Below are 25,641 nucleotides of genomic sequence, written 5' to 3'. Positions count from 1 at the left end.
GGAAGCACGCCGTCATACCGCGTCCGAGCCGCTCTTCCATGAAACTTTTCTATGGTCCCGATCAGGTCATTTTAGAGCCTCTGATGCCCCCCTGTCCCGGCGCCGGTCGCAAACCCAGACGGGGCGCGGGTTTGCGCCCCGAAGGGGCCATTCATGCCCAGTTTATCCACAGCCTGTCCCCATGCTGTGCACCCTCTTACACACAAGATCTTGTGCTTGACGGTTTTCGGAACCCCGTCCTATAGTGTTTCGAGTCACGGGGCCCCACAAGACCCCGACCTCCCCCACCACACCGCTCATCCCGCGAGGCCAACCTACATGCAAACGGACGTCAGCACCGAACAGAATACCCGCCCGGCCGCCGCAGGCGCCGCACCCGAAGTCAGCCCAGAATCCCAGGTGACCGCCGCCGAACTGGCGGCCACCGCCCCCGGTCAGCACCACGTGATCCGCCGTAACGGCAAGGTCACCGCCTTCGACGCCTCCAAGATCAAGGTGGCCATCACCAAGGCCTTCCTGGCAGTGGAGGGCGGCAATGCCGCCGCCAGCCGCCGCATCCACGACATCGTCGCCGAGCTCGCCGAGCAGGTGTGCGAGAACCTGTTCCGCCGCGCCGGCGGCTCCGCCGTCACCGTGCACATCGAGGACATCCAGGACCAGGTGGAACTGGCCCTGATGCGCGGCGGCCACCACAAGATCGCCCGCGCCTACGTGCTCTACCGGGAGCAGCAGGCCCAGAAGCGCGCCGCCGAGGCCGCCACCAGGAAGCCCGCCCGGCAGGCCGAGGCCGCCGTCATCCACGTCACCCGTCCCGACGGCACCCGTGCCCCCCTGGACACCGCCCGCCTGGTCAAGGTGGTGGAAGAGGCCTGCGCCGGTCTCGAGGCCGTGGACGGCCAGCTGATCCTCAACGAGGCCCAGCGCAACCTGTTCGACGGCGTGGCCGAGAAGGACGTGGGCACCGCGCTGGTCATGAGCGCCCGGGTGCTCATCGAGAAGGAGCCCAACTACTCCCAGGTCACCGCCCGCCTGCTCATGGACACCCTGCGCCGCGAGGCTCTGTCCTTCATCGCCGGCCTGCCCCAGGCCGCCACCCAGGCGGAGATGACCCAGCGCTACCCGGAATACTTCAAGGCCTACGTGAAGCGCGCCGCCGAGCTGGAACTGCTGGACAGCGAGCTGACCCGCTACGACCTGGACCGCCTGGGCGCCGCGCTCAAGCCCGAGCGCGACCTGCAGTTCACCTACCTGGGCCTGCAGACCCTCTACGACCGCTACTTCATCCACTCCGGCGGCGTGCGCTTCGAGCTGCCCCAGGCCTTCTTCATGCGCGTGGCCATGGGTCTGGCCATCCACGAGATCGACCGTGAAGGCCGCGCCATCGAGTTCTACAACCTGCTGAGCTCCTTCGACTTCATGAGCTCCACGCCGACCCTGTTCAACTCCGGCACCCTGCGTCCGCAGCTCTCCTCCTGCTACCTGACCACCGTGCCCGACGACCTGGACGGCATCTTCGGCGCCATCAAGGACAACGCCCTGCTGTCCAAGTTTGCCGGTGGCCTGGGCAACGACTGGACCCGGGTGCGCGGCATGGGCGCCCACATCAAGGGCACCAACGGCAAGTCCCAGGGCGTGGTGCCGTTCCTGAAGGTCGCCAACGACACGGCGGTCGCCGTGAACCAGGGCGGCAAGCGCAAGGGCGCCGTGTGCGCCTATCTCGAGACCTGGCACGTGGACGTGGAAGAGTTCATCGAGCTGCGCAAGAACACCGGCGACGACCGCCGCCGCACCCACGACATGAACAGCGCCAACTGGATTCCCGATCTCTTCATGAAGCGCGTGGCGGAAGAGGGCGAGTGGACCCTGTTCTCCCCCAACGAGACCCCCGACCTGCATGACCTGGTCGGCGAGGCCTTCGAGCAGCGCTACGCCGAGTACGAGGCCAAGGCCGCCCGGGGCGAGATCAAGGTGTTCAAGAAGCTCAAGGCCGTGGACCTGTGGCGCAAGATGCTCGCCATGCTGTTCGAGACCGGCCATCCCTGGATGACCTTCAAGGACCCCTGCAACCTGCGCAGCCCCCAGCAGCACGTGGGCGTGGTGCACAGCTCGAATCTCTGCACCGAGATCACGCTCAACACCTCGGACGACGAGATCGCCGTGTGCAACCTGGGCTCCGTGAACCTGGCCGCCCACGTGGACGAGAACGGCCTGAACCTGGAGAAGCTGGAGCGCACGGTGAGCACCGCCATGCGCATGCTGGACAACGTCATCGACTACAACTACTACTCCGTGCCCCAGGCCCGGCGCTCCAACCTGCGCCACCGTCCGGTGGGCCTGGGCATCATGGGTTTCCAGGATGCCCTCTACCAGCAGCGCATCCCCTACGCCTCGGAAGATGCCGTGGAGTTCGCCGACCGTTCCATGGAGGCGGTCTCCTACTACGCCATCAAGGCCTCCACGGATCTCGCCGAGGAGCGCGGCCGCTACCAGAGCTTCGACGGCTCCCTGTGGAGCCAGGGCGTGCTGCCCATCGACTCCATCGAGCTGCTGGCCAAGTCCCGCGGCCAGTACCTGCAGCAGGACACCAGCATGACCTTCGACTGGGACAGCCTGCGCGACCGGGTCAAGACCGTGGGCATGCGCAACTCCAACACCATGGCCATCGCGCCGACGGCGACGATCTCCAACATCTGCGGCGTGAGCCAGTCCATCGAGCCCACCTACCAGAACCTGTTCGTGAAATCGAACCTCTCCGGCGAGTTCACCGTGATCAACCCGAACCTGGTGAACGACCTGAAGGCGCGCAAGCTGTGGGACGAGGTGATGGTCAACGACCTCAAGTACTACGACGGCTCCGTGCAGCCCATCGACCGGGTGCCCGCGGACCTCAAGCAGCTCTACGCCACCGCCTTCGAGCTGGACGCCCGCTGGCTGGTGGAGGCCGCCTCCCGCCGCCAGAAGTGGCTGGACCAGGCCCAGAGCCTGAACCTCTACATGGCCGAGCCCTCCGGCAAGAAGCTGGACAATCTCTACAAGCTCGCCTGGGTGCGGGGTCTGAAGACCACCTACTACCTGCGCTCCATGGGCGCCACCCACGTGGAGAAGAGCACCGTGGCCGATGCCAGCCGGGCTAACAAGCTTAACGCGGTGAAGGGCGCCGATGCGGCCGCGCCCGCCACCGAGGCGCCGAAGATGTGCTCGATCCTCGATCCCGAATGCGAAGCCTGCCAATAGGCAGGCAGTGGCAAGTGGCTAGTGGCAAGTCTCAAGGTTTAAGCCCCCTCTCCCTCAGGGACAAATCCGCCGGGAGCGGATTTGAACAGCCGAAAGGCTGGCCCGAAGGGTGGAGGGCAGGACGCCCGGAATAGAGGGCCGGGGTGAGGGTGGTCCCCCTTGCCACTAGCCACTTGAGACTAGCCACTAGGCTGCCCAGCACCCATACCGAATAAGAACTGGAGGAATCAACATGCTCTCATGGGAAGACCCCATCGCCGCAGTCACCAAAAAGCAGCCCGAACCGCAGGTTCGTCCAGGCATGGGCTTTCAGGACAACGAATCCCTGATGAACACCGCCGGCGCTGCGCCGAGCGTGAACCCCGATCCCATGGCCGCCCTGGCGGACGTGGAGGCCGAGGGCACGGGCAACACCGGCCTCGAAGACATCGAGCTGGGTGCCGAGCGCATCCGCGTGGATGACAAGAAGATCATCAACTGCCGCGCCGACCTCAACCAGCTGGTGCCCTTCAAGTACCAGTGGGCCTGGCAGAAGTACCTGGACGGCTGCGCCAACCACTGGATGCCCCAGGAAATCAACATGAACGCCGACATCGCCCTGTGGAAAGACCCCAACGGTCTGACCGAGGACGAGCGCACCATCGTCAAGCGCAACCTGGGCTTCTTCTCCACCGCCGATTCCCTGGTGGCCAACAACCTGGTGCTGGCCGTCTACCGCCACATCACCAACCCCGAGTGCCGCCAGTACCTGCTGCGCCAGGCCTTCGAGGAGGCCCTGCACACCCACGCCTACCAGTACTGCGTGGAGTCCCTCGGCCTGGACGAGGGCGAGATCTTCAACATGTACCGGGAAGTGCCCGCGGTCGCCCGCAAGGCCGAGTGGGCGCTGCCCTTCACCCGTTACCTCGCCGATCCCGACTTCCACACCGGCACCCCCGAGAACGACCAGAAGCTCCTGCGCGAGCTGATCGCCTTCTACGTCATCTTCGAGGGCATCTTCTTCTACGTGGGCTTCGTGCAGATACTGTCCATGGGCCGGCGCAACAAGATGACCGGCGTCGCCGAGCAGTTCCAGTACATCCTGCGCGACGAGTCCATGCACATGAACTTCGGCATCGATGTCATCAACCAGATCAAGGTGGAGAACCCCCACCTCTGGACCGCCGCGTTCAAGGAAGAGATGCGCACCATGATCCGCGACGCCGTGGAGCTCGAGGCCCAGTACGCCCGCGACACCATGCCCCGCGGCGTGCTCGGCATGAACGCCGCCATGTTCGAGGAATACCTGCACTTCATCGCCAACCGCCGCTGCGCCCAGATTGGCCTGGCGGAGATCTACCCCGGCGCCGAGAACCCCTTCCCCTGGATGAGCGAAGTGCTGGATCTCAAGAAGGAAAAGAACTTCTTCGAGACGCGCGTGACCGAATACCAGACGGGCGGTGCGCTGAGCTGGGATTGATGTGCTTTATTTAACCCGAAGGTTTCATGAAATCGTGCGATGATCGCGCCGGATATTGGTCGCACAAGGGATTTTCCGAACGAGCGTCGTATCTGGCTATACGGCCGACTGAGGAAAATCCCTTGTGCGGGCAAGAGACAAGCGAGGGCGTGCGCAATTCATGAAACATTCGGGTTTAGGAATGCCGCAGAGGCGCGAAGGCGCCGAGGGACAGGGCACGAAGTGACTTGGGGGAATGTTCAAGGGATTGAATGCAGGAACCACTGCAGGAGTGGTGATTGGAGCCATAACAGGAAGAACCCGCAACGGGATGTAGTGTGATTGAGAGGGGTGCCCCGGTGGGGGTGCCCCTTTTTGTTTGGGGGCTGGGGGTGTTAGACGGAATCTGTGATATTGGTGATAGGCGGAATCAGTCTATCACCAATATCACAGATTCCGTCTAACATACTGTTAGCGTAATTGGAGTCTGAGTGGGCGACGGTAAGATCAAAGAGCAGCTCCACGATGTCATGCGCGAAGCCAAGAATGCCGCGCGCAGTCTCGATCACCTGATGCACGGCGTCGTAATGATCCTGGTGCTGATAGGGTTGCTTTTCCTGCTTGTCAGCGCGATTTCGACTGGATTGCTGATCGCCATCACCATGACAGTAGTGTTCTCTGTTTCGCTCGCTGTGTTTGTAAGCACTCAAAGCTTTGGTGAAGGTGCTCTGGCGTTGATCTTCGGCTTGGTTGGGATCTTCTCAGTGGACTGGACGACAGGCGGGCTAATCGCTTTCAACTTTGCCTGGGTTGCCTTTGCGGGTTTGGCGTTCATCATCTCAGCCATCCGCTCAAACGCTGATCTACAGATCATTTACGGAGACATCGCGCAACGTCTTTCCGATAGTCGTCAAGAAGCCGCCTCGAAGGAGAAAGAGATTACTGCGCTGGCAGACTCACTCAAAATTGGTTTACTTGGCTACGAGGGAGTTGCCGAGACATTCCGGTTGATGGCGTACCGAGGGGTGAAGGAGGCGCTCTTCAGCCCTGTTGTCCTGGAAACCGAGCGGCTTGTGAAGCTAACGCGAACCGACCACGAGAAGCTCAGCAGCTTCTTGGTGGACCTGATCAAGCGCCTAGATGTGCAGACGGTAGGTGAGTTCGAGAAAGTAGCCGAGGAGGTTCGCGATATTCTGAGGGGCGTAAAGGCAACTCCGGGCGAGTTTTTCGCAGCGTACGAGGCGAGCAGGGCTATTCTTCTCCGCAGAGAAGTTCGCCATGATGAGTTCTTTCGGGCGCTTGGTCAGGCCATTGACGAAGGCGTTCCGCCCGAACAAGCGCATGCGGCAGTAATGGAGAAAATGCGCTAACCAGGCGTTCGAGCTGACGGCCCACCTGCGGCGGGCCGTCACCTCAACTCTGCGTTAGAGGTCATAAACAATGGCAGATCCGCTATCCCTTATTGCACTGGGCGCCGCAGTTGGCGGTGCTGCAGGTAAGTTCGTTGAGAAGGCATGGGACTCCGGCGATAAATGGATTACATCCTATTTCGCCGATCATCGTCCCAAGGCAATAGCGCAAGCGCAGGAAAATTCCGCAGATTTCCTGAACGAATTGGCACAACGCATTAAGGCGCTGGAAGACCGCGGAGCTATCTCGAAACATGACATTGAAACTGCTCAAGAGCATCCAGATTTCTCAATTGCCCTACAGAAAGCGCTGCTTACTGCAGCGCAAACAGACGATAAGCAAAAACATCAATTGCTTGCTCGTACACTTTCAGAGCGGCTAGGCGCGAAGCCAGAAGGGCTCCGCGCAATGGCGAGTAAAATGGCACTTGATGCTATCGGGTACATGACCCCCTCTCAGATGAAGCTTCTTGCATTGGTTGCCGACCTGCTTTACGTCAACCCGGGATCTCCCCTGCCATCATCGGCGTTCAAGCAATGGTTCGAGGTACGATTCAGTCCATACGCCTCTCTGGCCTTCACAAATCTGGATTTGCTTCACTTGGAGTCAATCTCCTGCCTTAAGTACACGCCAATCATTTCCAGAGATCTGTCCGCAATTTTGTCTCAGAAGAACTCAAGCGAGTTTGATCCCGCCATGCTTGAGTCGCCCCTGGGTCAGCACATTCGCACGCTCTGGAATCAGGGGATTCAGGCCGTAGACCTCAGTTCGGTTGGTCAACTCATTGGTGTATATGTATCGGACTTGATGACTGGTGGAAGCACTTCATTCACTGGGTGGGACTGACCTCTAACAAGTCGCTGCACCTGACCGGCCAAAAGCTGCGCTTTTGTCCGTCAGGGGGGACGCTTTGGGACACCCAAAATTCGAGAGCACACCAGATCAGAGCGGGATTTTCTCTGGCTATTACAGCGAGTTACCCTGTGACCCCTGTTTCTCTAGCTAATCCAAGGAGCCCGGCGTGAGCATCGAATCCCTGAACAAGCGTTTTTCCAATCCCCATGTGCGCTTCAGCCAGCACGAGGCGCTGATGATGGTGGATCTGGAGAACGATCACGGGCATGCAAGCCTGACCACCTTCGGCGCCACGCTCCTGAGCTACCGTCCCCGGGGCGGCGAGGACGTGCTTTGGGTCAGCGAGACCGCGCTGTATGACGGCAAGAAGCCGGTGCGGGGCGGGGTGCCGGTGTGCTGGCCGTGGTTCGGGGCCTACGATCCCGCTGCGCTGGGCGCGGATCCCAGCGATGCACACAAGAAGGGCCACGGCGTCGCGCGTTATGCGCTCTGGGACGTGGAGTCCGTCGAGACGGTGGGTGATGCCACGCAGGTGGTTTTCGTGCTCAGGCCCGATGACGAGATCCGCAAGGCCTGGCCGCTGGATTTCATTCTTCGCCTGAAGGTGAGCCTCGGTCAGTCACTGGAGATGACGCTCGTGGGCGAGAACCTGAGCGATCGTGACTGGCAGGTCTCCGAGGCCTTCCATACCTATTTCAGCGTGGCGGACGCCGAGGGCCTGGTGGTGCGCGGTCTGGACGGCACGCCCCGTGTGGACAAGCTCGCCGGCGGCGCCCGGGGTGTCCAGGCCGGTGAGGTGCGCATGAGCATGCCCATGGAGCAGGTGTTCCTGGGTCATGGCGGCCCCCTGGTGATCGAGGACCGGGGCAACGGGCGCGAGATCGTGATCGAACGGGAAAACAGCGCGAGCAGCGTGCTATGGAATCCCGGTCCCGAGGGCGTCAAGGCCTTTGCCGACATGCCCGACGACCAGTACCGCAAGACCGTGTGCGTGGAAGTGGCCAATGCCCTGGAGGATGCCTATGCCCTGAAGGCCGGGGCGAGCCATGCCATGCGCATGCGTCTTTCGGTACGGGGTTAAGGCCATCCGTCATCCCTGCCGGGACCGTTGGAAAAGGTGACAGATCGATTTTTACAGCGCGACAATGACCCTGTCATTTCTTTCAGCGGAAGAATCCGTTATGGAAAATCGAGACGAAGAACCTGCGGGCGTCAACACGCCGGAGTCCGCTGCGCTCACTGGCTTAGCGAACCTGTTCAAGCTGGTTTTTGTCATGCTCGTGCTTGCCCTGCTGTGGATACTGGCTGTCGTGGTCGCCATCTATTACAGCTACGTCTCACTGGACGGCAGCTTCCAGCAGGGCCTTGCAACCACCTCCCTGGCTGCATTGATGCTCGCTGTCGCGGTGCCTGTCCTGTTCACAGTGGTCCTTCGCAGGCCGCTCTGGCATTCCATCGCCGTCGCGATCTTGGCCGCGGGCATTTTGTGGCTGGCCGCACTTGTACCTGGCGCGTTGAGAGACGTCTTGCTGAGCCTGGGTGTCGGGGTTTGGTTCGTTCTGGCAATCGACTACTACATCGTCTATCGAATCAAGGCCTGGAAGAAGCGAATGGAGAGTGATGCGAGGGAAGCGTCTAGGGATATTCGGCTCGTCCTTTGAGTGAATATGGATCTGTCGCGACTTGCTGATCTTCCCCCGGTTTGACTGACGCGTTTCACGCGCCCCGCCGGGCCAGCACTTCCTCGAGCGGCGGCACCACCTGTTTCTTTCGCGACAGGCAGCCGGGCAGGTGTACGCGGCCCTGGCTGATCGGGCCAAAGGCCTGTTCGGCCACATCGAGACGATCGCCCACGACCCACAGGTCGCTGGCCTGGGCGTCGATGTCGGTGACCATGAGTATGACCAGCGCCAGCCCCCGCGCCTCGAGCACCTCGCGCATCTCGGTGAGGATGTCCTGCTTGCGGTGCGCCAGCGCGTCCGCCCCCATGACCTCCACCTGGCCGATCCCCAGGCGCAGTTCGCCCATGTGGAATTCCTTGAAGTCGCTGCCCAGGATCGCCGCCGCGCTGAGACTGGCGGTGGCCTGTGTGCGGATCTCCCGCAGACGCCGGTCGAAGTCCTCGAGGTCCAGGCCCGCCAGCGGCGCCAGCCGGGCCGCGACGTCGCGATCCTTGTCGCTGGTCGTGGGTGAGCGGAACCCGACCGTGTCGGACAGGATGGCGGCGATCATCAGCCCCGCCATGGCGGGGCTGGGCGTGAGGCGGCTGGAGAAGTAGCGCTCGGCGATCAGCGTGGCAGTGGCCCCCACGGGCTCGCAGTGGATCAGGATGGGTTCCGGCGTGCGCAGATCGCCCATCCGGTGGTGTTCCAGGATCTCGTGCACCCTGGCCTGCTCGATGTTCGGCAGGGCCTGGCCGATCTCACTGTGGTCGACCAGGATGAGGTCGAGTCCGGTGGCGTCGCTGAGCAGTTCCGGCGCCGGCACGTGGAAGTGCTTGAGCACGAATCGGGACTCCGCGTTCAGTTCTCCGGCGCGCGCGGGGCGGACATGCGACTCGCCCTGCAGGTTCTTGAACTGCGCATAGGCGATCGCCGCGCCGATGCTGTCGGTGTCCGGATTGCGGTGTCCGATGACGTAGATGGGCTTGGGCATGGCCGGTCAGGGTATCCAGTCGGGGGTGGTGCCGGTGTCGATGTCGATGTATAAACCGGATCAGAGAGAGATCTTCGCTAATATCAATAATAATTGCACCCTGACCCTGTTCATCTGGACCCTTCACATGACCGTCATCGATTCAATGAATGTCTCGAGTTTTCGCCATGTTCGTAGAGGAATGACTTGCACCCTGGTGGTGATGTTGCTGGTGATGCAGGCGGGATGCAAAACCGGCGATACGGGGCCTACCGGTGCGGTCGGGCCACAGGGTGAGCAGGGCGACGTCGGGCCCATGGGCCCCCCGGGGCCACAAGGCCTGACGGGGTCCGTGGGGCCTGCGGGACCGATGGGCGAAGCAGGGCCCGGCGTTCCCGCCGGTGGCGTGACCGGTCAGGTGCTGACGAAGGCGGGGGATACTGATTTTGACACGCAATGGTCCGATGCCCCACCGCAGTATGTCGTGGGTCAGGAGGCATTGGGTGGTGTCATCTTCTGGGTTGATCCGACAGCGGGCTATGTCCTGGTCGCGGCCAGGCAGGACACGGTTGGCCAGAGCTATCCTTGGGGGCCGAATGTACTCACCGGTGCGAGAGGCAACGGGATCGGCGCAGGGATCAGGAACACGGACTTGATCATTGCTGCCTTCGCAAATGTTGGTTCCTACAACCAGCTCAGCGTCCCGGCAGTCTGTGCCGAGTATGCCGTCCAGGCGGATGGTGTGACCCCGTGTGGCTCGCCGGGTGATGCCGGAGAGGTCTGTTATGGCGACTGGTACGTGCCCTCGCCGTTTGAACTGAACCAGTTGTTTCTGAATCGCGCCGTGGTCGGCGGTTTTGCAAACGCGACTTACTGGTCGTCTCGGGAGGTCGACAGTAATCTGGCCGAGACACAGTCTTTCTTGAATGGCAGTGTGACCATCACATCCAAGCCTGCAGGCGGAGTCAGAGGGCGCTGCATACGCATGGCCCGATGACGTGAGCACTGGGGCCTGTTTACTAGGGGTTGAATAGGGGGTGGTGAGAAATGAGAATCATTTGTCACCGCCTCCCCCTGCTGCTCTCTTACTGCTCGCAAAGGCGATGACACTTCCTGCAGATGCCAGGCTTTTGGAGTTGCCAGGAACACCCTCATGATTCGTGACTATAGAGAAGCGGATATCGATCAGGTCATGGATATCTGGTTGTCAGCATCAATTAAAGCACATGACTTTGTCGAGCCTGCTTATTGGGAGTCCAAGCTTAGCGACATGCGGAGTGTGTACATCCCCACATCAGAAACCTTTGTATTCGAGGTCAATGGCCAAGTGGCTGGATTCTATTGCCTATTCGGGAATGCTCTGGCTGCAATCTTCGTTTCCCCGGATTATCAGGGCAGGGGTATCGGTGCTTGTTTGCTTAACGATGCGAAGAGTCGAAGAGAGAGCTTGACGCTAACTGTTTATCGTGCAAACGATCGAAGCATCAAGTTTTATGAGAGGCACGGATTTCATTCAAGAGGCGAGCAAATGGATAGCTATACTGGCCACCCCGAGCTCATTATGGAATATCGCTCATACTAAATTGCACTCGTAAAAGCCTGCAACACAGGTCGCTATCTCGCCCAACTTCAGAGCTATCACTGCAGGTATCACCAGGCACCAGGGTCAGACATGGCAACGTACGGAAATCTCTGTACAGAATTCTACAATGCGGACAAGCCGTCCGCCCCGCCGGAGTCACTCGCCTTCTATCTTGGCAAAGCTCGCGCTTCCGGTGGTAGAGTGCTTGAGCCAATGTGTGGTTCAGGTCGCTTCCTCTTGCCAATGATCCAGGCTGGATTCCAGGTTGACGGCGTCGACGCATCGTCTGCGATGCTGGAGTCCTGCCGGGCCAGCGCACGAAGGCTAGGGGTTCATGTTTGCGTTTATCAGCAGGAGGTGGCGTCACTGCAGCTGCCTGAATGGTACTCCATGGTCTTCATCCCCTCTGGATCTATTGGGCTCCTTGCCGAGGACGAAGAACTCCGCACTGGGCTTACACGTATTCGTTCACACATGCAGCCCAATGCAGAGTTTCTGCTAGAGGTTCCGGCCTGCGAGCAGGTGTCCAGCGAGAAAGTGCGACTCGAATCACGCACAGTAGTCTGCGCTGATGGTGCTTCGATCACCTACTCTTGCACCGTTTCAAAATCGAGTTGGGCGGATTCGGTCCGTTTCACCGGGCTGTATGAGAAGCGTCGAGGAGGCCATGTTATTGATACGGAGCATGAGGAATTGATCCTGAGGATGTACAGCGTTGAGCGAGTCGTGGAGGAGTTGACCATGTGTGGCTTCCGGTCGATTGTGGTGTCGACGGTTTCTGAGAAACCTTTTCTCTCCGAGAGTGGTTGCACTCTAATCGAGGCGCGTGCCGATGCAGGAGCATACTTTCAGCGCAACATCTCCTCGCGAAGCAGTTAGAAGAGGTCATGGACGGTCATCAATTATATTTGGGATGTCTATAGGCTGATGGACTAATTCGTGTTCGATAAAAACGATTACGTGCTCATTCCACTCTCAAGATCACTGGCTGCTGGCAGCCCATACCACCTCCAGGACGACCGCCGCCACTTCCTGCGCGAATCGTTCATGAGTGACGATGGTATAGTGATCTGCGCCGACGATCTTTCGGTGCTCCCCGCGCTCTGAGAGAGTGAAAAGGGGTCGGTGACAAATGAGAATCATTTGTCACCGACCCCTTGCCTCATCTTACCCCTTGCCTCATCTTGCTTGCCTCATGACTCTGGATCAGCGCGCTGACCACCCTTTTGCCTCACCGAGCCGGCACCGCCCAGGAGCCAGCCGCGCCCGGCGTCTGGGTGCTGTTCGAACTGACGGCTGGAACCGGCCACCCAGATGAAGGCGGCCATGAGCAAGGGGAGGGTGATGTCGTACCAGAGCGGTTCGCGCAGGCCGAGCAGCAGCTCATACCAGGGGAGCTGGCCGGGCAGGGCCAGAGTGGCGGGCGCCAGCCACTGGTGATAGCCGGCATCGATCAGGCCGAAGCCCAGCACCAGGGCGATCACGCCGAATACGGCGCCGATGGAGTCGGACACCCGGTGCGCGATCCAGCCGCCGATGCTGGCGGCGGTGAGGCTCACGATCAGGGCGACCCCGATCCAGGCAGTGTTGAACTGCAGGGTGCCAGCCACCAGGGCGTGTTCGGGACCCAGGATCAGGAACAGGGGAACAAGGAACAACAGGCTGATGCCTGTCACGGCGGCCAGACCGGCCGCAATACCCAACAGCAAGCGCATCGAAGCATTCTCCGCTACACGGCCACGGGCCGAACCGGCGCACCCCGCGATACGGGATTGGCGTAGGATTAGAAAGGGATTTCGGGTGTTGGTTCCGTGCTCACTGCTCCAGAATCAGCGCAGGGGGTGGCAAAGGATGTCAGGCTCCCGCCGGGCACGAGGCGGCCAGGCTGACACATTCACAGACAGGTAACCCCATGTTCGGCTTCACAGAAGAGCAGATCGCGCGGTTCGGCATGACCTGGGGCCTGGGCCTGTTCATCGGCTTCATGCTGTTCATCATCTGGGACCTGGCGCGCAAGTCGAAGGCCGGCCGGCTGGGTACCTTCGTGCTGTTCTTCGTCCTGGCCTTCGGCATGCTGGGGTTCGGCATCAAGCAGTTGATCGAGTGGCTGCTGGATGTGTAGCCCGCCAGGGGTCCCGCCCTGTCCTAGACACCATGGGTAGAATCTTTGTTCGACCAGCACGGATGCCGGCCCATGAGTTATGATTGACCGATTATGTTTAAACGAAACAACGGGTTGCGAATCCACCCGGTATCTTGAGGTTTTGCAATGGCCCAGGTTTTCGATCTGTTGATCGTCGGCGGCGGTGTCACCGGCTCGGCGCTGCTGTACGTCGCGAGCCGCTACACCGATATCAAGCACATCGGCATGCTGGAGAAGTATGCCGCGCCGGCGCGGGTCAATTCCCTGCACAGCAACAACAGCCAGACCCTGCACTGCGGCGACATCGAGACCAACTACAGCCTGGAGAAGGCCCTCAAGGTGCAGCGCGCGGCGCGCATGGTGGAGAACTACGCCGTCGCCCAGCCGGATATCGACCACCTGATCTTCCGCTATCCCAAGATGGTGCTGGGGGTCGGCGAACGGGAGTGCCAGCAGCTGCGCAAGCGATTCGAGACCCTTTCACCCCACTACCCGAAGCTGCGCCTGCTGGAGGCGAAGGACATCGCCCGCATGGAACCGGCAGTGGCCTACAGCAAGGGCAGCCCGCGCGCCGACGAGATCGTCGCGCTGGGTTCCGAGAACGAATACACCGCGGTCAACTTCGAGGCCCTGGCCCGCTCCTTCGTGCGCCAGGCCCAGCGGGTCGGGGACAAGCAGGTGTCGGTGGAGTACAACCAGCGGGTGCTGCACATCCGCCGCAAGGGCGAGGTGTTCGTGGTGGAGACCGGCGACACCAGCTTCCAGGCGCGCAGCATCGTGGTCTGCGCCGGCGGGCACAGCCTCAAGCTCGCCCACGACCTCGGCTACGGCCACCACTTCTCGGTGCTGCCGGTGGCGGGCAGTTACTACTTCACCCCCCAGGTGCTGCGCGGCAAGGTCTACACGGTGCAGAACGACAAGCTGCCGTTCGCCGCCATCCACGGCGATCCGGACGTGATGGTGCCGGGCAAGACCCGCTGGGGGCCCACCGCCCTGGTGCTGCCGGTGCTGGAGCGCTACAACTGGGAGACGGTGAAGGACTTCATGCGGGTGTTCAACTTCGATCGCAAGGTCTGGGACGTGCTCTACGACCTGCTCAAGGTGCCGGACATCCGCAACTACATGCTCAAGAACTTCCTGTTCGAGGTGCCGGTGCTGCGCCGCGACCTGTTCCTGCGCGACGTGCGCAAGATCGTCCCGGACATCAAGTTCCGGGATCTGAAGTTCGCCCGCCACGTGGGCGGCATCCGCCCGCAGCTGATCGACAAGGAGAACCGGCGCCTGATGATGGGCGAGGCGAAGATCGACACCGGGCTCGGCGCGATCTTCAACATGACGCCCTCACCGGGCGCCACCTGCTGCCTGGAGAACGCCGAGGTGGACATGCGCGCCGTGGCGCAGTTCCTGGGCGCGAAGGTGGACGAGGAACGCTTCGCCCGTGATCTGCTGCGGGGCGACAGCCGGCATGCGGCGTCCGACCTGCCGACGCACCTGATCAGCGGCGAGGACGCCAGCTGATCGCACAGCCCATGGTCCGAGTGAGCCCGCGTATGAACAACCCCTTCCATCTCGCCTTCCCGGTCCACGACCTCGCCGCCGCCCGCGCCTTCTACGGTGGCATCCTGGGCTGCCCCGAGGGGCGCAGCGCAGAGACCTGGGTGGACTTCGATCTCTACGGCCACCAGATCGTGGCGCACCTGGCCGAGGGCCTGTCCCGTCCTGCCGTGGAGAACGAGGTGGATGCTCACCAGGTACCGGTGCCTCACTTCGGGGTGATCCTGACCATGGACCAGTGGCATGCACTGGTCGAGCGGCTGCGTGAGGCGCAGGTGACGTTCGTCATCGAGCCCTACGTGCGTTTTAAAGGCGAGCCCGGCGAGCAGGCGACGATGTTCGTGCTCGACCCCAGCGGCAACGCCCTGGAGTTCAAGGCCTTCGCCGACTTCGGTCAGATCTTCGCCAGGTAGGGGAGGCCGTGAGTGGGCCCATGGCGCACGCGTGTTTGCCTGTCGGGGTGGCCCGGCAGATGCCATCGGCAGCCGGTGCAGAACGGCAGACGGAAGGTCAGACGTCTGTCTTGACGGGCTGACCTGCTCAGGAGGACCCTATCCGCAAGGCTTACAGATTGTGCGGATTATCCCGCATGACCGGGTGCCGGGGCTCGTCGGTTTGGGGACCGACGCGGCAACACGGAGGCAGGCCTGCATACCACCACAACGATAATCAGGGAGTGCAATGATGTTCATGATCAGGCGTATCGCAGTCATCCTGGTGGCTGTTCTGTGGGCCGCGACGGCATCAGCTCAATTCGAGGACTTTGATCTGTCACCGGGCTTTACGCCCGATCCGGCGACCGGTACGGGGATCTCCGGCGGCAGCGTGGATGCGGCCGGGCATGGCAGCACATCCAGCGGGCCGTGCACGGGGAAGATCGACACGACCCCCGATCACACCCTGGTCCTCAGGGCCGATTTTTCGCAGCTGCGCGTTCAGGTGAACTCGGCCAAGGACACCAGCCTGGTCATCCGGGGACCTGCCGGCTATCGCTGCAATGATGATGGCGATGGGCTCAACCCCGTGATCGAAGGTTACTGGCCTGCCGGTACCTATCAGATCTACGTGGGCAGCGTGGACACCGGCGCCCACTCGTACACCATCTCGATCAGCGAGTTGCCTCCCGGGGCCAGTTTGCCGGGGTCGGCAAGCGGCGATTACGAGAGCGTGGTGCTTGCCCCGGGATTTGAGCCCGATCCCCGGATCCTGACCGGCACCTCGGGCGGCGGCACCGATGCCGCCTCCATGGGCAGCAGCTATCACGGGCCGTGCGTGGGCAAGATCGACGGGACGCCGGATCATGTGGTGACCCTCAGCAACGAGTTCGCTTATCTGAAACTCCACGTGCTGAGCGACGCGGACACCAGCCTGGTCATCCGGGGGCCGGACGGGCTGCGATGCAATGACGACACTGACGGCCTGAACCCGGTGGTCCAGGGGCGCTGGCCTGCCGGACGCTACGAGGTGTTCGTCGGCAGCGTCGCAGAGGGTTTTCACCGCTACAGGCTGCGGGTGACCGAGTTCCGCTGACCCGGTCGATCCATGGCAGAAGGGGGCGGATCATGAGGTTGCAGCGGCGCTGTTACTGATTGATCCGCGCCGTCCAGCTGAGGAGATGACCGGGCTTGATCTCGGTCTGCAGGTGCCGGAGCACGGCCTCGATCTTCTCCGGGGTGTCGAAGAACTCCACCACCACCGGCAGGTCCGGTTCCAGGCGAACAGGGCCTTCGCGACGGATCACGCCGTCATCGCCGAAACCGGAGATCCCCCGGAACACGGTCAGACCCCGCAGTTTCTCCCAGTCGCGCAGCCGCCGCATCAGGCTGTCCAGCTGCGCCTCGCCTTCGCTGAGATAGAGTCGAACCACGGTTACTTCGGTCATGGGCATGATCCCGGTGCGTGCGTCTCAGGTCGAAACCCCGAGGCCCAGGTTGCGCAGGGCAGTCCGGAACGCGTTGAAGGGACTCAGGATGGCGTCGCCCAGGATGATGGCGAAACCGAACCAGTGGTAGAAGGTCGGGACCTGATCGAGCGAGAAATACAGGTAGCTCAGCAGTACGGTGGCGACGATCAGGGACAGGACCGCGCTGCTGAGATCGATCAGGAACGCCGCGGCGTTGATGTCCCCGCTCTTGAAGAATTCCACGAACAGCACGAACACGCCGAGGCCGATGAAGACGTAGCCGGTGATCCCGCTCATGTCGAGGGCGGAGTAGTGCACCACCACCATGTACAGGATGATCACCAGTGTCCAGGGAATGCTGGCCAGGGTCGAGAGACGACGTCTGCCGCTGCGGATGTTGAGTTCGGTCATCCGGGTATGCTCCGGCGGGTAGGGCATGTGGATATGGGGCCTTGTTCAGTCACCATAGTGCCTCAGCGCTTAAAGGCAAGGAAGCGCAAATCCGGCTGCCGGGGTGCCTACGACCCGCATTCCGGGCAGGGTAAGGATTCCGTCATGCCTTGACCGGCCGATCCGGGGTGGACCTCGTCGCGCCGATCGCTTCAAATGGCAGGGACGACTACAAGCCCAACATCAGCGGAGTCTTCTCAATGCCCCGGTTTCTTGCCTGTCTTCTTTCACTCCTGATCCTTGCATCCGCCTCGGCGCAGGCAGCGGATCTCGCCGATCTGTTCGAGCGGGTCAATCCCAGCGTGGTGGTGATCCAGTCCCAGGAGCAGGTGGCGCGGGGCACCGACCAGCTGGCGTGGCGTACCATCCAGCGCGTCGGGTCGGGGGTGCTGGTGTCCGGGGACGGCCGCATCGTGACCGCCGCCCACGTGGTGCAGTCCGCGGACCAGATCCAGGTGAGCTTTGCCGATGGCAGCACGGTGGATGCCCGGGTGATCGGTTCGGAGCCCGCGGCGGATATCGCCCTGCTGAAGGTGGAGGCGGTGCCTGCGAGTGCCGCGGTGGCACGTCTGGGGGACTCGGACGGCGTGCGCATCGGCCAGCCGGTGTTCGCCATCGGCGCGCCCCACGGCCTGGCCCATGCCCTGAGCGTGGGACACATCAGCGCCCGCCATCGGGGCAGCGACATCACCGGCGACTTCGGCCTGGGCGAGCTGCTGCAGACCGATGCCTCCCTCAACCGCGGCAACTCCGGTGGACCGTTGTTCAACCATTCAGGTGAAGTGGTGGGCATCGTCAGCCGCATCCTCACCAGTTCCGGCGGCTCCCAGGGCCTGGGGTTTGCGGTGACCTCCAACCAGGTGCGCGAGCTGCTGCTGGAGCAGCGGGCCTTCTGGAACGGCCTGAACGGTTACTGGGTGCAGGGCAACCTGGCCCGGCTCCTAAACATCCCGCAGGCGCGGGGCCTGCTGGTGCAGGGCATGGCCTCGGGTTCGCCCGCGGCGCGCATCGGCCTGCGCGCGGGCACGGTGGAGGTGGACATCGCCGGCGAGACCCTGATCCTCGGCGGCGACGTGATCCTGAGCGTCGCGGGCATCTCCTTTGCGGACGATGATGGGTATCAGCGTGTCCGTCAGCATCTGGGCGGGCTCAATCCTGGCGACAGCGTCACCATCAGCGTCCTGCGTGCGGGCGAGCGGATCTCCCTGACCACCACCCTGGGCGAATCGGATTAGCCCGGCGGGATCTCCGCGCTGCGAAACGCGTTGGCCACCGCCTGCATGACATCGCGCTGAAGCCCCGACTCCGGTTCGCTGGCCTGCTTGTCGCAGGCCGGGCAGCGATACAGGGGCACGATCACTTCCACCGCCACCGGGTCTCCTTCCGGCACCGCTACGTGCGCGCGGCCGTTGCGCCGGTCTTCGGCCACCGAGGAGAGTTCCTTGCCGCAGGCTGGGCAGAGCAGGCGCTTGCGGAACAGGCCCTTCTGAACGGCGGGCGTGACGCCATCCAGGGCCTCGGATTCCACCAGGTGGCGGATGAATTCAAGCGGGAAGTCCGGCGTGGGAAAGCGCCGGTGGCCGTTGCTGCAGTCCAGGACGGGCAGGCCCTCGATGGTGACGTGGATGCCGCTGTTCTCGCCCTCGACGCGATCCAGTCGCAGTACCGAGACATCGGCACTGCACTGACGACAGACGTGTGCAGTCATGATGATTCCTCCGGTTGGATGGTGCGTGTGTCCTCCTCTGGTCATCCCTGGGGAACAAGCCCGGCACCGTGCCTGGCTGGCCGGACGGCGGGGTGTGGGTACAATTCAAAAGTATAGAAGCTGCGGCGGGTCACTGCCGCGGGCCGCTGTTGCCCATGCCAAATGGGCGTATATTCAGGCCTGTGACACACAGACATCGCAAACGCCTGCAGCGCTTCCTGCGCGACGTGATGTTCCATACGCCGTTCGTGTGGATGTTGTTGCTGCTCGTGGGGCTGTGGTTGCTGTTCGCCGCAGGCATGCTCCTGGCCGAGCGCGCTGCGGACGGATCATCCATCGATGGCTACGGCGCGGCGCTCTACTGGGGCGTGGCGGCCTTCTCCACCGCCGGCATCGCGGACACCCCCGTGACGGGCACGGCGCGATTCATCGGCGCGCTCTGGATCGTGCTGGGCTCGGTGCTGTTCTTCGGCACCATCGTGGCCACGGTCACGGCCTACTTCATGCGCCCGCTGCAACGCCCCGCGAAGCAGATCATCGACACCATCGAGTACAACCTGGAAAGGCTCGACGATCTGTCCGTCGAGGAACTGGAATTGCTCAAGGAGACCACCGACGGACTCATCGAGCACATGGAAGCACTCAAGGCCCGGAAGGCCGAACCCGGGCGCGCGCCCTGAAACCGAATCCCGAACCCGGAGAGAGCCTGATGAGCAGCAGACGCGTGGTCTATGTCACCGGCGGTGCCCAGGGCATCGGCAAGGGGATCGCTGCCCACCTGCTTGGAGAAGGCTATGCGGTGGTCATCTCGGACATCGACGCCGAGGCGGGACAGGAATGCCTGGAGGAGCTGGGGGCCGGGGATTCGCTGCGCTTTCTGCACTCGGACGTGCGTGACGAGTCCGCGGTGGCCGGCAGCATCGCGGCCACGGTCGAGGCCTTCGGGCGTCTCGACGGGGTGGTCAACAACGCCGGCATCGCCGATCCCTTCCTGGGTCCGGTCGAGTCGCTGTCGCTGGCGGACTGGCAGCGCGTGATCACGACCAATCTCACCGGCGCCTTCCTCACCGTGAAACACGCCGCCCCCCATCTGCGCCGGACCCGGGGCGCCATCGTCAACATCGCCTCCACCCGCGCCCTGCAGTCGGAACCCGACACCGAGGCCTATGTGGCGAGCAAGGGCGGGCTGGTGGCCCTGACCCATGCCCTGGCCATGAGCCTGGGGCCGGAGATCCGGGTCAATGCCGTCAGCCCGGGCTGGATCGATGTCAGTGAATGGCGCAAGCGCTCCGACCGACATCCTGCTGATCATAGGGCAGTGGACCATGAGCAGCATCCCGTGGGTCGGGTAGGTCGGCCACAGGATATCGCCGCATTGGTGGCATTCCTGCTTTCGCCTGACGCAGGCTTCATCACCGGGCAGAACTTCGTGGTGGATGGGGGTATGACTCGAAAGATGATCTACGTGCCGTGACCTGACCCTAGGGAATTACCGAACGGGGGCAAGCACAATGCTGCGGCTCGGGCAGGGGGCAGTCTCCATGATCCTCCGCGGAGGCGGGTGTGTCCTCGTGCCACCAGTGGTAGTCTTCCCGGTCGTGAGTGTCTGAACTGATCGGGAAACTGGATTCGATGGATATCGCCACATTTGGGGAATTCTGGGAGCTTGTCACACAGGTATGGCGTGAGGGCGTGTTTGGCATCAATATTTCAGACACTCTGATTGCTCTTTCAATATTCCTGTTATTCCTGCTGTTGAGGAATGTCTTAAGTCGTTTTCTTTTGCGTGCGCTTGAGCGGGCAGCCTCGCGAACCAGATCAAATCTGGATGACCGTATCATTAACGCGCTGTACGACCCAATCCGGTTCATTCCGGTAGTGATGGGAGTGTTTTTTGCTCTGAGTGTGCTTGAGGTCGACGAGGGTAAGCGCGAGGTGTTTTACAACCTCAATCGCACCCTGATCGCGTTTACGCTTTTCTGGGCCTTTTACCGCATTACGACCCCTGTGGGTTCTCTGCTGCTCAAGGCAGAGGGTGTGCTCACACGTCCGATGGTCGACTGGATTGTCAAAGCGGCGAAGATTGCTTTTGTGGTGCTGGGCGTAGCCACAATATTGGAACTCTGGGGGATTGCGGTGGGGCCGATCATCGCCGGCCTCGGCCTGTTCGGTGTCGCCCTCGCGCTGGGTGCTCAGGACCTGTTCAAGAATCTGATTGCAGGCCTTTTCGTGATCGGCGAACGTCGTTTCCAGCCCGGGGACTGGATCCATGTGGATGGCGTAGTGGAGGGAACGGTCCAGCAGATCGGGTTTCGTACCACCACGGTACGTCGGTTCGATCGTGCCCCCGTCTATGTCCCCAATGCCCGCCTCGCGGACAGCGCGGTCACGAATTTCTCACGCATGAGCCACCGTCGTATCCGCTGGATGCTTGGTGTTGAGTACAGAACCACCCTTGAGCAGCTCAAGCAGATCAGAGACGGCATCGAGAGATATATTCTGGAAAACGAGGAATTCGCAAAGCCAGATGATGTGCCGACTTTCGTGCGCATAGACTCCTTCAATGACAGCTCCATCGACATCCTGGTGTACTGCTTTACCACCACCACGGTCTGGGGCGACTGGCTGGAGATCAAGGAACGCCTGGCCTACGCCATCAAGGAGATCGTCGAGAGCGCGGGCACAGGCTTCGCCTTCCCGAGCCGGTCTTTGTACCTGGAAAGCCTTCCCGATGCGCCCGAGGTTTTTCCTCTCTCTCCGCCGCCTACAGGCACTGCGCAGTCCGGTCAAAATCCCTGATGCAGGACGCTAGTCGCAGAATCGTGCGACATTCCCCCTGGCCTGCTGGATCTGCGTGCTGCGTGTCGCGTCGTCCAGGTAGACGCGCTCACCTTTCTCGTCCACGTGAAACACCGGGCGGGGCGTCTCCAGGATCCTGAGCTCGCTGCGGGCCTGCTGGCAGTAGCTGCGGCGCTGTGCCTGCTGGCGTTCCTGCTGCTGTTGCTCGCGACGTTCCGCCTCCTGCACCTGTCTCTGGATCAGTTCCCGCTGCTCGCGCGCCTCGCGCTGTCTCTCCCGTTCCTCCCGGGCGCGCTCCAGCTGTTCCTGGCTGGGCCCCGGTGCCATGCGGACCTCGGTGGAATTGCAGCGCGGCGGTGCACAGTCGCCGAAGTGGACCTGGCCCTGCTCGTCCACCCAGCGGTAGATCTGCGCACCGGCCGGGGCGGCCAGGGCCAAGGCGAGGACAAGAACCAGGGGCAGGATCAGGGAAATCGATGCAAGGGATGTGTTCATGTTGCGCCTCCATGTGCTCGGGCTGGTTGCCCTCTCAGGGGCAGGCCATGAAAAAGGCCATGCCCGATCGGGCATGGCCTTGTGTTAGCGGTATTGATGGACGCTGGCTGACGCCTACTGCGGGCGCCGGAACAGTTCGCTGTTGCGGGCGGTGTCGCGATCGGAGACCAGGGGGACCTGCATCTCCTCGATCTCCTCGGACATCAGCTGATCCCCTTCCACCATGGGCGGCGGGGTCTGGGGCCGCATCTCGAACACCTGGGAGATGTCCGGCACCTGGACCCGGGAGATCAGTTCCGCGGCGGAATCACGGGCCATGGGGTTCTGCAGGGTCAGTAGCAGCCCGGTGGCCAGCACCAGGGCGGAGAGCATGAAGCGCTGGTCGCCAACAAGTGTGTTCAAACGTTCGGTGAGGTGCATGGGCTATGCCTCCGGGATTGCCTGATGCTGAAACCGTAAGCCCGCGGCTCCCCGGGGTCAAGTCTGCCCCCCGGTCCGTACGGTCATGGGGGTGTAGCGATTTACCTTGTTTTTGCAGGGTTTTGCGCACCAATCCGGTGCCTCTGCACACGGCCTTGCCGCGCGGCCGGGCCATGCGTCCCCCGGTTAGGCGGTGCGTGGCCCACCGGGCAGGGCGTGGAACGTATCTTGCCTTGTGTTTGGCCAGGCCTGGAGGGTGCCGGAGGGCCCGGCATCCCGGCGGGGAGAGACAGCATGATCAAGGTGGGCAGGATCGGTGAAATCTGGCGTTACCCGGTCAAGGGCATGGCGGGGGAGCGGCTCGAGGACTGCGCCCTGGGCGAGCGGGGTCTGGAGGGTGACCGGATCTGGGCCCTGCGCGACGAGGCGCGTGAGGAGGTGCAGAGCTGCAAGACCCGTCCGGACCTGCTGCGCTGCTCGGCACGCTGTCGCCCCGGGGGAGGCGGTGAGGTTGAGGTGCGTTTTCCCGACGGCTCGGTGCTGGGCAGCGACAGCGCGGAGATCGACGAGCGCCTCTCGGCCCTGGTGGGCCGTGCGTCCACCCTGCAGGCCCTGAGACCCGCCTCGGACAGTGCCTTCTACCGGCGCTACAAGCCCGACGCGCACAGCTGGCTCGAGGAACTGGCGGCCACCTTCGAGCGCGAGCCGGGCGAACCGCTGCCGGCCCTGGACCAGCTCCCCGAACCCCTGGTGGATCACGTCTCGGTGCCCGGCAGCTTCTTCGTGGTCACCACCCTGCACCTGCTCACCACCGCCTCGCTCAGGCACCTCAAAGGGCTCCATCCCGGCGCAGACTGGGACAGGCGACGCTTTCGCCCCAATGTCCTCATCGAGACCGAACCCGGGCTGGAGGGCCTGGTGGAGCAGGACTGGATCGGCCGGCGGCTGCGCATCGGGGATGTGAGCCTGGAGTGTGTCGGCACCACGCCCCGTTGCGGCGCCATCACCCGCGCCCAGGCCGATTTCGACGCCGACACCGCCATCCTGCGCACGGTTGTCCGGGAGGCGGATCAGAACGTGGGCGTGTACGGGGAGACCCGTCTGGCAGGCCGCGTGCGCGTGGGTGATGAGGTTCTGCTGGATTGAGGTCCAGGATGATGGGTGTCCCAACTCGCCCGTCTCAGGATGATGGGTGTCCCAACTCGCCCGTCTCAGGATGATGGGTGTCCCAACTCGCCCGGATGATGGGTGTCCCAACTCGCCCCGATGAGGTTCCGTCTGGCAGGCCGCGTGCGCGTGGGTGATGAGGTTCTGCTGGATTGAGGTCCAGGATGATGGGTGTCCCAACTCGCCCCGGCTGGATTGAGGTCCAGGATGATGGGTGTCCCAACTCGCCCCGGACGCGCAGGGTTCACCGAACATTCCCGACACCTGGCGCTGTCGGGCTCAGCGGCTGAGAATCCCCGACAGGCGGGCCATATCCCATCGCGGAGTGCGGTTATCGTGTGCGATTGAGGCCACTGTCCGGGGATTACCCATGGTATCTGGCCCCAGTCATTCACGACAGCCGCGATGACCTGGACAGTCGGCGAGTCCGTGATAGATCTCATACGGAAGTGCGCGAGGGACCGACGGGTATGGAACTGCATGGGTGAATCCCCTTACACACTGATCATCGTCACCTCGGCTGTGATCGGCCTGGTCGCCGGTTTCGTGATGCATCGTTCCGATTTCTGTGTCACGGCCATGTTCCGTGACCTGTTCCTGGTGAATGACCGGTTCCTGCTGCGCATGCTCGTGCTGCTGGTGGTGGTGAGCATGTTCGCCTTCGAGCTTGCCCGCCTTGGCGGACAGCTTACCCCCTATCCCTTCCCGCTCCTGGGTCCCGCTTCACTGACCACTTTGGTGGCTGGCGTGCTGTTTGGCATCGGCATGGTCCTGGCGGGTGGCTGCGTCGTGGGGACCCTCTACAAGCTGGGGGCGGGCAGCGTGGTGGCCGCGGTCGCCTTCGTGGGCCTGCTGGTCGGCTCCGCGCTCTACGCCGAATGGCATCCCTGGTGGAGTGACCTGGCGCGCTCCACGATGCTGCATTCGGCGGTCACCCTGCCGCAACTGTTGGGTCTGCAGCCCGGCTATCTGATCCTGCCCCTGGCCCTGCTCGGGCTGGTCTACCTGGTGCGATGCCAGCATCTTGGTCTGCTCAGCCGGCCGGCCTTTGCCCGGGGCCACATCGCGCCCTGGCAGGCGGCCCTGGTGCTGGCGGCCCTGGGCCTCATCTCCTGGTATGTGATCGGCATGCCCCTGGGTATCACCACCTCCTACGCAAAGCTTGGCGCCACCCTGGAATCCCTGGTGCTGCCCGAACGGGTCTCCAGTCTCGCCTTCTTCCAGGCGCAGGGGCTGAACTACACCCCGCCGTTCGCGGACTCTGCGGTGCAGGGCGGGGCGGGCCCGCAGCTGGATGCCATTGCCGCCATCCAGTATCCGCTGATCGCCGGTATCGTCCTGGGGGCCGCCGCCTCCGCCCTGAGTGTGGGCGAGTGGCGCTTGCGCTATCGCATCCCCGCCCGCCAGTATGCCTCGGCCCTGTTGGGAGGGATTCTGCTGGGCGCCGCCTCGCGCATGGTCCCGGGGTGCAACATCTGGCATCTGTGGGGCGGGGTTCCCATACTGGCCCATGCAGAGTCTGCTGTTTCTGCTCGGCCTGGTGCCGGGGGCGTGGATTGGCAGCAGGCTGCTGTCCAGGGTAGTGATTCGCTGATGGCCGAGCGTGCACAGGACAATGTCGTGCTTGATATCAGGGGGCAGATCTGTCCCTCCTGTCTGTTGTTGGCCCTGAAGGAGCTCAACCGATACGGCGAGGCGGTACGCAGCGGCAGCCTGGAGATCGTCGTGATCACCGACGACCGGCAGGCCACCAGTACTATTCCCGCCGCCGTGGACAAGATGGGCTACATCGCGGAAGTGACACACATCCCGGAAGGCTACCGGATCTGCCTGCGTGGAGCGGTTTAAG

Annotated in this window: 26 protein-coding genes and 1 pseudogene; 20 read left to right on the top strand and 7 right to left on the bottom strand. The window is 62.7% G+C overall.

The genetic code is table 11. The features are described from left to right. Positions 1-408 precede the first annotated feature (408 nt). The 6 genes and pseudogenes from TGR7_RS13145 to TGR7_RS13120 all read left to right on the top strand — a co-directional run. A pseudogene (locus tag TGR7_RS13145) lies at positions 409-3,234 on the top strand (ribonucleoside-diphosphate reductase subunit alpha); the annotation flags it as partial. 232 nt (positions 3,235-3,466) lie between these two features. Continuing rightward, positions 3,467-4,693: a ribonucleotide-diphosphate reductase subunit beta gene (locus TGR7_RS13140; RefSeq protein ID WP_012639164.1), complete on the top strand. Its 1,227-nt coding sequence runs from the start codon at positions 3,467-3,469 to the stop codon at positions 4,691-4,693. Between the two features lie 470 nt (positions 4,694-5,163). Beyond that, positions 5,164-6,042: a hypothetical protein gene (locus TGR7_RS13135; RefSeq protein WP_012639163.1), complete on the top strand. Its 879-nt coding sequence runs from the start codon at positions 5,164-5,166 to the stop codon at positions 6,040-6,042. 70 nt (positions 6,043-6,112) lie between these two features. After that, entirely contained in the window at positions 6,113-6,928 is an 816-nt protein-coding gene (locus tag TGR7_RS17515) for an LPO_1073/Vpar_1526 family protein (protein ID WP_012639162.1), read from the top strand. A gap of 175 nt (positions 6,929-7,103) precedes the next feature. After that, positions 7,104-8,018: a D-hexose-6-phosphate mutarotase gene (locus TGR7_RS13125; protein ID WP_012639161.1), complete on the top strand. Its 915-nt coding sequence runs from the start codon at positions 7,104-7,106 to the stop codon at positions 8,016-8,018. A gap of 64 nt (positions 8,019-8,082) precedes the next feature. Next, a complete protein-coding gene (locus TGR7_RS13120; protein WP_245522987.1) occupies positions 8,083-8,598 on the top strand; it encodes a hypothetical protein in 516 nt (171 codons plus the stop codon). 55 nt (positions 8,599-8,653) lie between these two features. Here TGR7_RS13120 and TGR7_RS13115 read toward each other — a convergent pair whose 3' ends face one another. After that, on the bottom strand, positions 8,654-9,592 hold the full coding sequence (locus TGR7_RS13115) for a manganese-dependent inorganic pyrophosphatase (protein ID WP_012639159.1): 939 nt from the start codon (positions 9,590-9,592) through the stop codon (positions 8,654-8,656). Between TGR7_RS13115 and TGR7_RS16855 the strand changes: the two genes are divergently transcribed. The 4 genes from TGR7_RS16855 (at position 9,591) to TGR7_RS17645 (ending at position 12,260) form a co-directional block, all read left to right on the top strand. Then, positions 9,591-10,568, top strand: coding sequence for an Lcl C-terminal domain-containing protein (locus tag TGR7_RS16855; protein WP_049764676.1), 978 nt, complete (start codon positions 9,591-9,593; stop codon positions 10,566-10,568). The genes TGR7_RS13115 and TGR7_RS16855 overlap by 2 nt on opposite strands. Positions 10,569-10,724: 156 nt before the next feature. Continuing rightward, the gene (locus tag TGR7_RS13105; protein ID WP_012639157.1) at positions 10,725-11,153 is read left to right on the top strand and encodes an N-acetyltransferase; all 429 of its coding nucleotides are present in this window, start codon (positions 10,725-10,727) and stop codon (positions 11,151-11,153) included. Between the two features lie 90 nt (positions 11,154-11,243). After that, on the top strand, positions 11,244-12,032 hold the full coding sequence (locus tag TGR7_RS13100; protein ID WP_012639156.1) for a class I SAM-dependent methyltransferase: 789 nt from the start codon (positions 11,244-11,246) through the stop codon (positions 12,030-12,032). Between the two features lie 60 nt (positions 12,033-12,092). After that, entirely contained in the window at positions 12,093-12,260 is a 168-nt protein-coding gene (locus tag TGR7_RS17645; protein ID WP_187148400.1) for a hypothetical protein, read from the top strand. An 86-nt stretch (positions 12,261-12,346) separates the two neighbouring features. On the opposite strand, the gene TGR7_RS13095 is transcribed toward TGR7_RS17645, so the two are convergent. Next, positions 12,347-12,868, bottom strand: a complete 522-nt coding sequence (locus TGR7_RS13095; protein ID WP_012639155.1) for a hypothetical protein — start codon at positions 12,866-12,868, stop codon at positions 12,347-12,349. A 197-nt stretch (positions 12,869-13,065) separates the two neighbouring features. On the opposite strand from TGR7_RS13095, the gene TGR7_RS13090 reads away from it, so the two are divergent. From TGR7_RS13090 to TGR7_RS17640, 4 genes are all read left to right on the top strand, one after another. Beyond that, complete coding sequence (locus tag TGR7_RS13090; RefSeq protein WP_012639154.1) at positions 13,066-13,275, top strand: DUF2788 domain-containing protein; 210 nt, start codon at positions 13,066-13,068, stop codon at positions 13,273-13,275. 147 nt (positions 13,276-13,422) lie between these two features. Further along, on the top strand, positions 13,423-14,814 hold the full coding sequence (locus TGR7_RS13085) for an FAD-dependent oxidoreductase (RefSeq protein WP_012639153.1): 1,392 nt from the start codon (positions 13,423-13,425) through the stop codon (positions 14,812-14,814). 32 nt (positions 14,815-14,846) lie between these two features. Beyond that, a complete protein-coding gene (locus tag TGR7_RS13080) occupies positions 14,847-15,263 on the top strand; it encodes a VOC family protein (RefSeq protein WP_012639152.1) in 417 nt (138 codons plus the stop codon). A gap of 268 nt (positions 15,264-15,531) precedes the next feature. Beyond that, on the top strand, positions 15,532-16,380 hold the full coding sequence (locus TGR7_RS17640; RefSeq protein ID WP_049764674.1) for a hypothetical protein: 849 nt from the start codon (positions 15,532-15,534) through the stop codon (positions 16,378-16,380). Positions 16,381-16,432: 52 nt separating this feature from the next. On the opposite strand, the gene TGR7_RS13065 is transcribed toward TGR7_RS17640, so the two are convergent. Continuing rightward, complete coding sequence (locus TGR7_RS13065) at positions 16,433-16,732, bottom strand: DUF190 domain-containing protein (RefSeq protein ID WP_012639150.1); 300 nt, start codon at positions 16,730-16,732, stop codon at positions 16,433-16,435. Between the two features lie 24 nt (positions 16,733-16,756). Next, positions 16,757-17,164, bottom strand: coding sequence for a hypothetical protein (locus tag TGR7_RS13060; RefSeq protein WP_012639149.1), 408 nt, complete (start codon positions 17,162-17,164; stop codon positions 16,757-16,759). A 239-nt stretch (positions 17,165-17,403) separates the two neighbouring features. On the opposite strand from TGR7_RS13060, the gene TGR7_RS13055 reads away from it, so the two are divergent. Next, positions 17,404-18,438, top strand: coding sequence for a S1C family serine protease (locus TGR7_RS13055; protein WP_012639148.1), 1,035 nt, complete (start codon positions 17,404-17,406; stop codon positions 18,436-18,438). On the opposite strand, the gene TGR7_RS13050 is transcribed toward TGR7_RS13055, so the two are convergent. After that, positions 18,435-18,911 carry an IS66 family transposase zinc-finger binding domain-containing protein gene (locus tag TGR7_RS13050; protein ID WP_012639147.1) on the bottom strand — a complete coding sequence of 159 codons (477 nt, stop codon included), beginning with the start codon at positions 18,909-18,911 and terminating at the stop codon, positions 18,435-18,437. The genes TGR7_RS13055 and TGR7_RS13050 overlap by 4 nt on opposite strands. A gap of 182 nt (positions 18,912-19,093) precedes the next feature. Here TGR7_RS13050 and TGR7_RS13045 point away from each other — a divergent pair, with 182 nt between their 5' ends. From TGR7_RS13045 to TGR7_RS13035, 3 genes are all read left to right on the top strand, one after another. Next, the gene (locus TGR7_RS13045) at positions 19,094-19,591 is read left to right on the top strand and encodes a hypothetical protein (RefSeq protein ID WP_041441899.1); all 498 of its coding nucleotides are present in this window, start codon (positions 19,094-19,096) and stop codon (positions 19,589-19,591) included. A 29-nt stretch (positions 19,592-19,620) separates the two neighbouring features. Further along, entirely contained in the window at positions 19,621-20,385 is a 765-nt protein-coding gene (locus TGR7_RS13040; protein ID WP_012639145.1) for an SDR family oxidoreductase, read from the top strand. Between the two features lie 128 nt (positions 20,386-20,513). Continuing rightward, positions 20,514-21,710: a mechanosensitive ion channel family protein gene (locus tag TGR7_RS13035; protein ID WP_245522986.1), complete on the top strand. Its 1,197-nt coding sequence runs from the start codon at positions 20,514-20,516 to the stop codon at positions 21,708-21,710. Positions 21,711-21,719: 9 nt separating this feature from the next. On the opposite strand, the gene TGR7_RS13030 is transcribed toward TGR7_RS13035, so the two are convergent. Next, complete coding sequence (locus TGR7_RS13030) at positions 21,720-22,205, bottom strand: DUF4124 domain-containing protein (protein WP_012639143.1); 486 nt, start codon at positions 22,203-22,205, stop codon at positions 21,720-21,722. Between the two features lie 114 nt (positions 22,206-22,319). After that, positions 22,320-22,625: a hypothetical protein gene (locus TGR7_RS13025; RefSeq protein WP_012639142.1), complete on the bottom strand. Its 306-nt coding sequence runs from the start codon at positions 22,623-22,625 to the stop codon at positions 22,320-22,322. 294 nt (positions 22,626-22,919) lie between these two features. Here TGR7_RS13025 and TGR7_RS13020 point away from each other — a divergent pair, with 294 nt between their 5' ends. Both TGR7_RS13020 and TGR7_RS13015 read left to right on the top strand, forming a co-directional pair. Next, on the top strand, positions 22,920-23,771 hold the full coding sequence (locus TGR7_RS13020) for an MOSC domain-containing protein (protein WP_012639141.1): 852 nt from the start codon (positions 22,920-22,922) through the stop codon (positions 23,769-23,771). 501 nt (positions 23,772-24,272) lie between these two features. Continuing rightward, the gene (locus TGR7_RS13015) at positions 24,273-25,640 is read left to right on the top strand and encodes a YeeE/YedE thiosulfate transporter family protein (protein WP_012639140.1); all 1,368 of its coding nucleotides are present in this window, start codon (positions 24,273-24,275) and stop codon (positions 25,638-25,640) included. The last annotated feature ends 1 nt before the right edge of the window (position 25,641 follow it).

Origin of the sequence: Thioalkalivibrio sulfidiphilus HL-EbGr7 (genome assembly GCF_000021985.1) — a bacterium.
GTDB lineage: Bacteria > Pseudomonadota > Gammaproteobacteria > Ectothiorhodospirales > Ectothiorhodospiraceae > Thioalkalivibrio_A > Thioalkalivibrio_A sulfidiphilus.
Note: the sequence above shows the minus strand (reverse complement) of the source record. Positions and strands in the feature narration are given on the sequence as shown.